Raw genomic sequence first — 12,494 nt, 5'->3', positions numbered from 1 at the left:
ATTATGCCGTTTTAGCGGGGCTGTGTCAAAGGTTCGATCTCTTCAATTACGGCGTTCCCCCAAGGGGCGATTCTGACCTTCACAACCAGACTGTCCGTCTGTTCTTCGAGCTGTTTGCCTGTATTCTCCGGGATATAAAATTTCTCTAAGCCATAGTTTATGAAGATTCCTGTATTTGTTGCGTAACGGACCCTGCCCTTTATAATTAGCTCGCCTCCGGATGGGGCGGGTTTGCGGGAATAAAGAGCCTTTGCCTGATAAACATCGCTGTCCGCCGCAAGCTGCAGCACCACATAGACTTTGTCGCCTTCTTCGGGCAGATTGCCCGGTCCTCTCCAAAGGCCGGGATCAAGCTGACTGATCTCATAGTTCAACGTCACATAATCTCCGTACAGGAGATCGCGGGGATCAATGGGAGTGGTCGCAAGCCTGGCCTCCTGGCCAAACCATAAAGCAGCATAGTGGTAGCTGACAAGTCCGCCCAGAAACAGAATCTGCGCCGCGATCAGAACGATAAACAGCTTGGTGCGGTGCCGCTGCATGAAATCAATTCGGGTCATGATGCTCATCCTCTCTGATGCCGGATAATACCTGCTGCCTGCGGCGGTTGAGGAACCAGCCGAGTACAAGCAGAAGAATGCCGCCAAGAATGAAGAACAGCGATTTGTCCATGAAATCCCATGCGAGCTTTCCGTATGCGGTCATGGTGCTGATCAGAAACAGCAGGGTGCCGAGATTGATTTTGAGCCGCCATTCCTCGAGATAACCGTTCCATAATAAATAGAGCGAGAAGATAAACAGGGATAGCAGGGTTAGCAGACCGGTTCCGTTAGCCAAATAGAAGAAGGGAATGGCAAGAATCCAGTCCGGACTGGACGCTAAACGGCTATTTTGCCATTTGCCGCCAAGCGAGAGAAGCAGCAGGATGGCCAGCAGAATGATATAGGGAAGAGGCCGCGCCGCCGCGTCTTCTCGAAAGCTGCTGTAGTCGTTCTCCCAGAACAGGACGAGAAACCAGTTGAAAATAAAAGCTGCAATGAGCGCCACGGCCTGGAACGGGTAGAACGTTTTGCGGTCTCCGGGCAAGTCTGCAGCAGCATACAGCAGCCATACGGGTATGAAGAACCAGGTAAACGCCCAGTCATTTCCGATGATGGCAAGCAGCGCCTGCAGCACGAAGCTTCCGGCCAGGCACCAGCCCAGCAGCGCATCTTTTCTTTGCCACCAGTAGGCACCGAAGCCGGCGATTGTGATGACCAGGACAGCGTAGCTGAATGTATGAAATTCCGTCGAGCTGTACCATTGCGTCAGCGTACAGATCAGCAGGCTGAGAATATACAAATAACGGCTTCGAAACAGGAAGGCGGTGAACAGGCCCGCGACGCTCCAAATGGTAAAAGAAGCAGCGTTGTAAGCGACCAGATGGAACATTTGGCCAATCAGCACAATGCTTGCTCCGAAGCTGATCAGCCCAAGGCTGATGAGGGCAATTCCAAGCTTGTCATGTTCTTTCTTATCCAGCAGCCAGCCGGATGCATATAAACCGGTCATGATCAGCATCATCAGTACCAGTCTGACAAGCTGGGGGATGTCCTGCCAATTGGCAGCTACGAAGCTGAGAATCCCAAGGCCGACGAGGATGCTGCCCAGTATGGGAATCAAACCGGCAGCACGTTTTTGTTCCGGGTACAGCTCCAGAATGCGCCTGTATTGTTCGTCCGTAATAATCCCCTGCTTCGTCCAGGCCGCGCCTTCCTGCTCCAGCCATCTTCTGCTCATATGCAAGCACCTCAACTTTCATGGAAATATCAGAATGTATAGAATTGGCCTCTGCTTGATCTGATATTTTGAGGAAGAAACTGACTTTTTCGCTAAAAGACGGAAGCGGCCATTTCTTCTTACTGTCTCTTATTATAATGACGGTAGAATGTGTGAATAGTACTATCTTTATGTGGTACCCTGCGGAGGCAAATTAGAATCTGGGCTTCGGGGAAAATAAAAAAGGCCACCGCCCTGTTGAACTCTTCAGGGTGATGGCTTTTTTCGGGCAGCGCGAGCTCCCTTGTTATTTGACAGCGCCTGCTGTAATCCCGCTGGCAATCCGCCGTTGGAAGAACATATACATGATCAGGACAGGAACAATCGTGATGAGCAAAGCGGCAAACAAAGGGCCCCATTCCGTACGGTATTCCATTTCCTGCCGCAGGACGCCGATCTCGACAGGCAGCGTATAATGGTCCGGGTCGTTGATCAGAATGGTGCCGACAATATACTCGTTCCAGATATTGAGCACGTTGATGATCGCTACGGTTATGAGTCCGGGCTGCGACAGCGGGAGCATGACGCGGAAGAAGGTGCCGTAATGGGAAGCGCCGTCGACGACTGAAGCCTCCTCCAGCTCCTTGGGCAATGATTTGAAGAAGCCGACCAGCACGAATATGCCGAAGGCCAGCACGCTGGACGCATATACCAGAATCAATCCCAGCTCCGTATTGATCAGATGCAGCGAATCCATCAGGAAGAACAGCGGGATCAAAGCCAGGCTGAAGGGCACCATCATGGAAGCAATGTAGAGCAGATAGAGCGCCTGGCTGCCTCTGAACTTGTAGCGGGCCAGCACATAGGCTGTAGCGGCGGCCAGCAGCAGTCCGAGCAGCGTAGAGCCGCTGGTCACGACGATGGAATTGACGAAGTATCTGCTGAAATTATATTTGCTCCATACATAGGAGAAATTGCTCCACAGCAGCGGAAATTCCGGCAGTGACCAGGGTGCATTGCTGAAGAACTGTTCATTATTCTTGAGCGAATCCAGCAGCGTCCACAGCAGCGGATAAAGCACGGATACGCCCCATACGAAAAGGATGGCGTAAGCCATTATTTTGGTGACCGGATTTTTGAGGCCCGAATTCATGATGAATGCCCCTTCCTTTAAACATTAGCTGACTTCGATGGTTTCCTGGCGAAACAGCCGCTGAAGAGTAACGGTGGTGATAAGCGACAGGACCAGGATAAGTACGCCGATGGCGGCGCCGTAGCCGAAGTGATACTGCCGGAACGCCATCTGGTACAGATAGGAGCCCATAACCTGGGTGGAATTGTCGGGTCCGCCCTCCGTCATAATCCACACGATTACGAACGAGCCGTTCAGGGTGGTCATCATAATATTGATGATAGAAACCTTCATCTGCTCCCAGATCAGCGGGACTGTAATATGGCGGAATTGACGCCACTGTCCAGCGCCTTCAAGGGCCGCTGCTTCATAGTACGAGACCGGGATGTTCTGTATCGCGGCAATGAGCAGGATCATATAAAATCCGATGCCGGCCCAGATGGCGGGGGGCAGCAGCATCCAGATGGTATGCTTGGGGAAGCCGAGCCAGGTGATATCCACTTTATTTTCCGTGAAGAGCGACAGAAATCCGTTCAGGAAACCGATCTGGGGATTATAGATGAAATTCCACAGCACCCCGATGACTACAACCGAGATGACATTCGGTATGAAAAAAATCGAGCGGAAGAAAGCGGCAAGCTTAAAATTAAACCGGGTAAGCGCCACGGCGAAGAAGGTGGCGATGATCATAATGCCGATGATTTTGCCGATAACCAGAAAATAATCGTTTCCGATTGACCGCCATATGATGGGGTCCCGGAACATCTCCTTGAAATTGTCCAATCCGATAAAGGTTTTGTTCTGCGACATGCCGGACCAGTCGAAGAAGGAATAATACAGCGCCTGGATGACCGGATAGATCATGAATAGACAGAAGAACAGGAAAGTAGGGAGGATGAAGGCAGCGATAAACAGATTGCGCTGCCGCTTTGCCGTTCCGGAATTCATAAGCATTCACCGTCCTGATGGAATAAAGTTAACGGGGAATGAGGAGGCAAGGCTGGCCCCTGCCTGTCATTCCCATTCCCCGAATGTTGATGCCTCACCGGTTTATTTGGCTGCTTTTTTCACGGCATCGGTTACGCGGGTTACCCATTCTTCAGGCGTAATCGTGCTGATCGTAAGCGCATCGGTTGCATCCTGCATCGCTTTATCCACATCGGCGTTGAACGTGATGGTCGGAATGACGATCGTATCGGGCGAGGTCAAATATTTGGCTGCATCCTTAACGAAGCTTGGCGCATTCGAGCTGCTGATGTCGCCTTTGATGTTGGAAGGCGCACCGCTGAGCTCTGCCCACTGCGAAGCCTGCGCTTTGGAAAAGACGAACTGCAGGAACGCTTTGGCCGCTTCTTTGTTTTTGGCGTTTTTGGCAATGGCCACGGTTGACGTTGACGTATTGGCGACGACTTTGCCGCCTTTGTCCTGCGTGACCGAAGGGATAAAGCCGAAGCTGAAGCCGCCTGGAATATCCTTGGCCATTTCATTGGGCAGCCACAGACCGTTCGGGATGAACGCGTCCTTGTGCTGCAGGAACAGCATTTGCGAATCGGTATGATTGATTTGAATCGATGCTTTGTCGATAAAGCCTTTGTCGCGCAGCTGCACGATTTTGTTCAGAGCCGTCAGAACGGCCGGGCTTTGGAAGGCTTCGACCTTGTTGGCGGCCATATCCTGAAGAATTTTATAGTCATTATTGTTGGCTGATACGATAGCGGGATAAAGAATAGCGCCATTAATGTAATACGGATATTTGCCGGTATGAATGAAAGGCGTCACGCCGGCTGCCTTGATTTGGTCGCTGACTGCGAGGAACGAGTCAAAATCCGTTGGCTCAGCCCAGCCTTTCTCCGTGAACAGCGCTTTATCCCAGAACACGCCCCATGAATTGAGCACGAGCGGAATGTTGTAGACTTTGCCGTCATACAGCTGCGGAGGCTGCGCCAAAATATCGGAGATCAGCTCGCCGTCGATGTTCTTGGCATCCTTGATCCATTCCGTCAAATCCTCCAGCTGTCCGTCTTCGACCATTTGGCGGTCGTTCAGACCCGGTCCGTCAATGTAGACGAAATCCGGCGGGTTGCCGCCGATCCAGCGCGGTTTGTTCTGATCATTGATTTTGGGACCGGCCTGTTCCTTGATATTCAAATCCGGATTGGCCGCCTGAAAGTCGGCAATGACCTTCTTCCACCATTTGTCGCCATATCCGCCTACAAAATATTGAATTTCAAAATCGCCGGTTAATTTGGTTTCCGCAGCCGGAGCTGGATCCGGTTCCGCAGTTGTACCGGCATCCGTATTGGTGCTTGTGTTTGCAGGCGTTTCATTCGCCGCCGCAGGCTTGTTCCCTGTCGCATTCCCATTCGATGAGCCGCAGCCCGCGAGGGGCAGGACGACCAGTAAAGCGGCAATACCAAGTGCAGCCATTTTTCTCTTGAAAATCATACAGCAAACCCTCCCTAGTCATGTTTGTCGCTTGGAGACGATCCGGCATCGGATCTTTAGCGCCTGACATCATCATAAAGGGAGTAAGCCTTCGTCTCTATCGATTATCTTCCCTGAATTCTTTGTTATCTTCTTTTCTTATTGTCCGCTTCGATCCTCGGCGAATTTCTGCAGCTGATCCAGCGCAGCTTCGGGCAGGAGATGGTCATAGAGCACGGCATCCCCCATTTTGCGCGCAGTGTCCATAACCGCCTGCCAGGCGGACTGCTGGATGGGATAGAATTTGGCCTTCTGCATGGCGTCCAGATTCCGTTTCATTACATTGTCGGTCCGGGACAGCTTGTCGCCGATCGGTCGGGTAACGGGGACGAATCCCTCTTTGAGCACCATCTCCTCATACACAGGGTCCTGGTAGAGAAAATCGATAAAGGCGGACAAGGCTTTCTTGTCGGTATGATCGGTTTTGAAAGAGACCAGCACATCCTGGACACCGAATGAAATGGCGGGAACTCCTTTCTTGACGGGGATCGGACCGACTCCCCACTTGAGCTTGGGGAATTCCCGGGGCATTACCGAGCTGAAATAGTTGCCGGATATCATCATCGCGAGCTTGCCGTCGCCAAGTATCCGCTGCTTTTCGTCGCGTGTGGTGATCGTCGGTTCCGGATCCGTCAGCCCCTGATCGAATAACTCCTTCATAAAGCTGAGCCCTGCGATATTCTCCGGCGAATTGATCGTCCATTTCCCGTCCTTGATCCAGCCGCCGCCTGCCCCGAAGAAGAAATAGGAGAGGTAGGCTTGTATTTCATTGTCGGTCAGATCGACGCCGAACCCGTGCGCAAGTCCCGTTTTCTTGATTAGCAGGGCATCTTTCCGGAGCTCCTCCCATGTTGCCGGAGGAGAGGCGATGCCGGCGCTCTGAAATAATTCCCGGTTATAGTACAGGTTGCGGTTTGTCGTGACATAAGGGAGCGCGTATTGATGTTCGTCCATTTCATCCATACCGAGAAGGTTCGGGTAGAATTTGGCCTTCAGCTCCGGGGACAGCAGTTCATTGAAATCATTCAGCAGACCATCCTTGGCAAAATGGGCATATACATTCGTATTGAGCAGATCCGGGGGCTGGCCCTGACTGATCATAGCTGTATAGATGCCATCCAGAATGTCCCAGTTGGCAACCTGAAGCTCGATGTCGATATCAGGGTGCATAGCGGTGAATTGTTTGACCAGCTTCTCCAGCAGGGGCCGGGTCTCCGAGCTGTATTCAGAAGCGACAAAGCGGATTAATGAGCGTTTTTCAGGGACTTGAACAGACAAGGTTTGTACGGATGGCGTGCAGGCATTGAGCAGCAGCGGCATGATCAGGAGCGTGACAGACAGACACCAACGCAGTGACTGCCTCATGGGGCTTGATGCGGTTTGCCGAATACGCATGGGCCTTCTCCTTCCTAGACCATTTTGGGAATCGTAATCATAACGCAGGTTCCTTCTTCCAGCTCACTGCGGATATGAACGCCGTACCCGTCCCCGAAATAGAGCTTGATGCGTTCATTCACATTGCTGATCCCGATGCCGTTATCTCCCCGGTCGGGGCCGCCTGCCCAAAGCTGCTCCAGCTGCTGCGGCGTCATGCCGTTTCCATTGTCCTCCACCTCAAATACAATCCGGTCCTCCATTTCCTTTCCGCGAATGGTAATGAGGCCGATATCCGGCAAATGGCGGATGCCGTGATAAATCGCATTTTCAACAAACGGCTGCAGCAGGATTTTCAGTGAAAGATAATCCAGCAGCGTTTCCGGCACCTCAATGACATAGTCAAGCTGATTGTCGTATCTCATCTTCTGGATAAGCAAATAATTGGTAATATGCTCGATTTCCACGCCGATAGGCACCAGTTCCTTATCCTTGGTGATGCTGGCGCGAAAAAGCTTGGCTAATGCGGAGGTCATCAGCACTACCTCCTCGTGCTGCTTCTGCTCGGCCATCCAGACGATGGAGTCGAGGGTATTGTACAGAAAATGCGGATTAATCTGGGCCTGCAGCAGCTGCAGCTCGCTTTTGCGCTTGTTTTCCTGGGTTTGCAGCATTTCCTGCATCAAATTCCGGGTTTGCCCCACCATCATATTGAAGGTCCGTCCGAGCTGGCCGATTTCGTTCATCGCTCCGATTTCCGTCTGGATCTCGAAATTTCCTTTCTCCACCTTCTTCATATCCCGCTGCAGATTCTTGATCGGCCTGGAGAGCCTGTGCGAGAGCAGGAGGGAGAGCAGGAGGCAGATCGCGAGGCCAAAAACAGAGTAAAGCACAATCGAATTGCGGATCGTTCCTTTGTTGGCGATCAGATCGTCCGTATACGCGACGCCGACGATTTTCCAGCCAAAGTTGGTATCCTGCACGGTGTACATGCGGTTGCCTTCGTTATCATCCACCATGAAGGAGCCGCCGCTTGCAGTGGCGAGCACCTGACGGATAGGCTCGACCAGCTGCGGGCTTGCGCTCTGCCGCTCCGGATGATAAACGATGCTGCTGCCGTTATCCACGATAAACACATAACCCTGCTTGCCCAAATTGATGGTGCTGCATATATCGTTGATTACGCTGAGGTTCAAATCAACCAGAAAGATGCCTTCGGCTGTGATGCCGTCCGTGCTTTTCAATTCCCTGCTCAAGGAGACGACCGAACGGGATTCGTTCAGGAGCAGATTTTGCACATGCGGGGCGGAGATAACGGACTGCCCGCCCTGCTTCTGGGCGTTGACATACCAGTCCTGGGTCTGAGGCTTGACGCCCGGATCAAGCGTTGTAATTCGTCTGTCCGATACATAACGGCCGTTATAGCCGAAGACCATGATGGAGGCGATGTCCTTGCGGGTGTACAGAATGGCCTGGAACAAATCCGAAATCCGTTTCTCGTAAGGCCTGCGGTCCTCGTCACTGATGAAGCTGTTGCTGGAAATGTAGTATTTCACATCTTTATTGGTCATGGCGAGCAGCGAAATATTTTCCATGTTGTCAATATAGGATTGAATATTGCCGTTGACCTGCTTGATGACCTCTTCGATGTAGCTCTGGGAATTGATTTCCACAGAACGGACGGAAAGGCGGTAGCTGATCAGACTGGTCACGGCAATGGTTGCAAGAATGAGCAATGAGAAGGCGAGCGATATGCTGGATTGTATGCTTTTGAAAGGGAGAATCGGGAAGAAGGGCCTCCGCTGTCTGAACATGTCAGCCTGCCCGCTCCTTTGCCAAGCGGTCGCGGTACTCCCGCGGCGATACGCCGGCATGCTTCTTGAATAAAATACTGAAATAATTGGGATCCCCGTATCCGATCCGGTCAGCAATCTCATAGAATTTAAGAGAAGTGAACTGGAGCAGCTCCCTGGCTTTCTCCATGCGGACTCTGGTGAGATACTCCACGAAGGTTTCGCCTGTATGCTGCTTGAAGACAAGGCTGAAATAGCTGGTGCTCATCAGAACGTGGCGGCACAGCTCCTGCAGAGATATTTTCTCATTGGCATAATTGGTGTCGATGTATTCGACTGCCCGCATAATCTGCATATTGGTAAACTGGGCACGGTTTTCGGTGATTGCCGTCATAATCGATTGGACAAGCTGTTTGAACCACGCCTCTATATCATCGAGCGTTTTGTAGCGGTACAGCTCATTGATTTGATTATACAGCGCTGTGGTTTGAGGGGGAGATCCAAGCTCTTGAACGGTATTGAGCAGGGAAAGCACCACCTTGTGTATTTCCAGCACGCACGCTTCCATAGGGGCATGCGAGGCGCGCAGGTCATTGACCCGGCAGGTGACCAGCTGCTGAGCCTCCTGGCAGGAGTTCATCCTGACTGCCGCGACAAGCTTGCGGTCCCAATCGAGAGCGGGCTGCAGAGGGAAGGAGGGCTTGCCTTCCATATCAAGAATGCTGTGAATCCGGTTCTTGCCCAGCAGGAAACGATATTCAAGCGCGGACAGTGCGCCGCTATAGGAGCCGGGGAGCCCGGATGCGGATGAGCAGACGCGGCCGATTCCGACCGTCACCGTGAATTTAAGAAATTTCTCAATCCGATGTCTGGCTTCCTCGGCGAGGCGGAAAGTCTGCTCATAGAGGGCGCTCTCATCCTGCCGGCCAAAAGCGATGACGACCATCCGTTCCTCCCGGGTGCGAAGCAGCAAGCCAAACCCGTCGCTTATCGTCTCATTTACCATGTCGAAGGCCGCAAGCCGGAGAATTTCTTCATCGTAATTATGGGACTCAGTGCTCTGCCCGCTGCCGAAATCGTCGATATCGACAACCATGACCAAATACAGCGGCGGCATCGGCGGCAGCCCGAAGTACGCGAAGCGCTCTGCGATTTCCGTTTCCTCCAGGCCGGAAATAACAAGCCTTTCAAGAAAACGCTCCTTCAGCAGCGGCAGGCTTTGAGTCAGCTGCGCCTGCAGTCTGCCGAGATCCTCCAGACGTTTCCTTTCATCATCCATTTCATTTCTGGCTTTATCTAGCAAATCCCGTATTTCCTGAGCGGTAATGGGCTTCAACACGAAATCGGACACCTTCAAGCGGATAGCCTGCTGGGCGTATTGAAATTCATCGAAGCCGGTTAGAATGATCATTTTGATGTAAGGATAAGTGCTGGCGACGGCGCCGGCAAGCTCGAGGCCATCCATGAAAGGCATGCATATATCGGAAATGATGAGGTCCGGCTTATGCTCCTCGACAGCCTCCCACGCCTCGCGTCCGTTGGGGTAATCGCCTATTAATTCAAACCCGTGGCGAGCCCAGTCGATGGTATGCTTCAAGCCGTGCCGGACGACCGCTTCATCGTCAACCAGAATCACCTTGTACATCGATGTTCACTCCTTGTTACTCAATATGTTATTTTATATAACTCATAAGTCTTGTTTATACTCAGTATAAAGGAAAATGGAATGAATAAAAACAAGGTAATGTCATTAAATATGACATGAAATCCGTCGAATTAGAGGGGTCTTAGATAAGCAAATCCTTCCATTTGCTCAGCAAACAGGCGAATTATCTGAAATGTAAGCGTTAACTATATTTTATATGATTCTGCGCGAACAAACACACGGAAAAGGCCGATCATGGAAATTTCCCCTCTGAGATAAGAGAATAGTATCCCTGCCGGCCATTTTATGGAAAACATGAAAAAAGTCCCGCTCGTCCGGGAAGACAAGCGGGATGGGTGCATCAGCTGCTGCTTGCAGCCGGATTGGAGAAGAAGGTTTTGAGCGCCTTGTATACTTCTCCTTTGTCCTTGATTATGGAATACATGAACTTCTTATTGGCGATGTTCTTATAGGCTGACATCAGCGTGCTGCTGCGGTTGTACTGGTTGACCTCCCCATATCCGAAGAGATTGGTCCGCTCGAGCAACTGTTCGATCAGCTTCACGCATTTTTCGTTATCAGAGGTCAGATTGTCGCCATCGGAGAAATGAAACGGATAGATGTTCCAGTTCGATGTGGGATATCTTTGATCGATAATATCCAATGCCTTTCTGTAGGCGGAAGAGCAGATCGTTCCTCCGCTTTCGCCGCGGGTGAAGAATTCCTCCTCTGTCACTTCTTTGGCTTCCGTATGATGGGCGATAAAGACGATTTCCACATGCTCGTATTTTCGCCGGAGAAAGCGGGTCATCCAGAAGAAAAAGCTGCGTGCGCAGTATTTCTCAAAGGAGCCCATGCTGCCGGATGTATCCATAAGCGCCAGCACAACAGCGTTGGACTGGGGCTTGATGACCTCGTTCCAGGTTTTAAAACGCAGGTCGTCCGGGGAGATGCCGCCGATCCCGGATTTGCCGGCATTGGCGTTGCGTTTTATATTTTCAATCAAGGTCCGCTTCTTGTCGACGTTGGACATGATGCCTTTCTTGCGGATATCCTGAAAGACAACATCCGTCGTTTCCAGGACATCCTTTTGCTTCTGCTCCAGATTGGGCAGCTCCAGTTCTTCAAACAGCATATCCTCGAGCTGATCGATGGTAATCTCCGCTTCGACGTAATCCTCGCCTGCCTGATCACCAGCCCCCTGGCCTTTGCCGGGGCCCTGGGCGGATTGCGGATCGGTGCCAAGCACATCTCCAACCTGGGAATCGCCGTCACCTTGTCCCACATGCTGCTTTTTGTTGTAGTTGTAGACAAAATGAGATTCGTCGATGCTTTTGATGGGGATCTTCACCGTTTGCTTGCCGTTGGAGAGCACTATGCTCTCGTCGGTTACGATATCGGGAAGGTTCTGCTTAATGGCCTCCCGAACCTTCTCTTGATGTCTGGCCTGGTCCTCATGTCCTTTGCGGTGCAGGGACCAATCCTCGCGCGAAACAATAAACAACGGTCCATTCATAGCCTCCAAGTCTTACACCTCCAACCCTCTCTTGCTTGTTGTTATTCATTGTATTCAAGTCCGGGGAGGTTATGTGAAGCAAAATAAATCCAATCCTATTAATCTTGAAACCGCGCAAACAAGAAGAAACGGCTGTGCCGTCCTTTGGCGGCAAAGTTAATTTCTTTCCTCAGAAATATAAGCAAAGTATGATGAAATTTTATACTTTCTTATATTTGCAAAAAAAACTGCAAATGCCCCTTCATGGCAACTGCAGTCTTTGAGATTCGTATCTGGTCAGGCGCTCATCTGCGTAATCAAAGCAGCAGCGAACAAGGCGGCAAAGCCAAAGGAGAGAAGGCCGTTCAGTACGATTCCGATAATGGAGAACGCTTTGCGGGTATTTCTCATGCAAGCTCCGACGATGCCCAGAATAAGTCCGATCAAGCTCAGGCCAATGCTGACAATCATAAATAAAATGGATAGCAGAAGAGGGGCGTCCTTCGCGATTTCTTCCGAGAATTTTTCAATATTTTGAACAGTCTTGCCGTCAGCCGTGATGTAGTCCATAATAGACGAAGCTGCGATGATGGAACAAATAATGAAGCCGACAATACTTGCGAGGCCAATGATAAAAGAAGCGATTCCAAGCTTCGATTGGCTCCTGACCGGCTCGGGTTCAAAGGCCGGTTCCGGATTAAATGTATCCTTCAGGTGATAACTCTGTTCTTCGTTATCATTCATACGGGTACATACTCCTCCACTCCAATTGATTTTCGTTCATTGTAACTGATTTTTCACATATTTGGAAAG

Annotated in this window: 10 protein-coding genes; all 10 read right to left on the bottom strand. The window is 51.1% G+C overall.

The window, feature by feature from the left end:
* Nucleotides 1-11: 11 nt before the first annotated feature.
* A complete protein-coding gene (locus tag ACFOLF_RS09390; RefSeq protein WP_210038484.1) occupies nt 12-560 on the bottom strand; it encodes a GDYXXLXY domain-containing protein in 549 nt (182 codons plus the stop codon).
* The gene (locus ACFOLF_RS09385) at nt 547-1,779 is read right to left on the bottom strand and encodes a DUF2157 domain-containing protein (protein ID WP_210038485.1); all 1,233 of its coding nucleotides are present in this window, start codon (nt 1,777-1,779) and stop codon (nt 547-549) included. The genes ACFOLF_RS09390 and ACFOLF_RS09385 overlap by 14 nt, the downstream gene beginning before the upstream one ends.
* A gap of 286 nt (nt 1,780-2,065) precedes the next feature.
* A complete protein-coding gene (locus ACFOLF_RS09380; protein WP_210038486.1) occupies nt 2,066-2,911 on the bottom strand; it encodes a carbohydrate ABC transporter permease in 846 nt (281 codons plus the stop codon).
* A gap of 24 nt (nt 2,912-2,935) precedes the next feature.
* Entirely contained in the window at nt 2,936-3,838 is a 903-nt protein-coding gene (locus ACFOLF_RS09375) for a carbohydrate ABC transporter permease (protein WP_210038487.1), read from the bottom strand.
* Nucleotides 3,839-3,940: 102 nt separating this feature from the next.
* Entirely contained in the window at nt 3,941-5,335 is a 1,395-nt protein-coding gene (locus ACFOLF_RS09370) for an ABC transporter substrate-binding protein (protein ID WP_210038488.1), read from the bottom strand.
* 138 nt (nt 5,336-5,473) lie between these two features.
* A complete protein-coding gene (locus tag ACFOLF_RS09365; protein WP_210038489.1) occupies nt 5,474-6,769 on the bottom strand; it encodes an extracellular solute-binding protein in 1,296 nt (431 codons plus the stop codon).
* 14 nt (nt 6,770-6,783) lie between these two features.
* Complete coding sequence (locus tag ACFOLF_RS09360; RefSeq protein ID WP_210038490.1) at nt 6,784-8,562, bottom strand: cache domain-containing sensor histidine kinase; 1,779 nt, start codon at nt 8,560-8,562, stop codon at nt 6,784-6,786.
* Nucleotide 8,563: 1 nt separating this feature from the next.
* The gene (locus tag ACFOLF_RS09355; protein ID WP_210038491.1) at nt 8,564-10,186 is read right to left on the bottom strand and encodes a response regulator transcription factor; all 1,623 of its coding nucleotides are present in this window, start codon (nt 10,184-10,186) and stop codon (nt 8,564-8,566) included.
* Nucleotides 10,187-10,547: 361 nt separating this feature from the next.
* Nucleotides 10,548-11,702: a sporulation protein YhbH gene (yhbH, locus tag ACFOLF_RS09350; RefSeq protein WP_210038568.1), complete on the bottom strand. Its 1,155-nt coding sequence runs from the start codon at nt 11,700-11,702 to the stop codon at nt 10,548-10,550.
* A 276-nt stretch (nt 11,703-11,978) separates the two neighbouring features.
* Nucleotides 11,979-12,425, bottom strand: a complete 447-nt coding sequence (locus ACFOLF_RS09345; RefSeq protein WP_210038492.1) for a hypothetical protein — start codon at nt 12,423-12,425, stop codon at nt 11,979-11,981.
* Nucleotides 12,426-12,494: the final 69 nt, after the last annotated feature.

Source organism: Paenibacillus sepulcri (genome assembly GCF_042647105.1).
GTDB lineage: Bacteria > Bacillota > Bacilli > Paenibacillales > Paenibacillaceae > Paenibacillus_Z > Paenibacillus_Z sepulcri.
The sequence above is the reverse complement of the archived record's forward strand: the minus strand, read 5'-3'. Positions and strand labels throughout refer to the sequence as shown.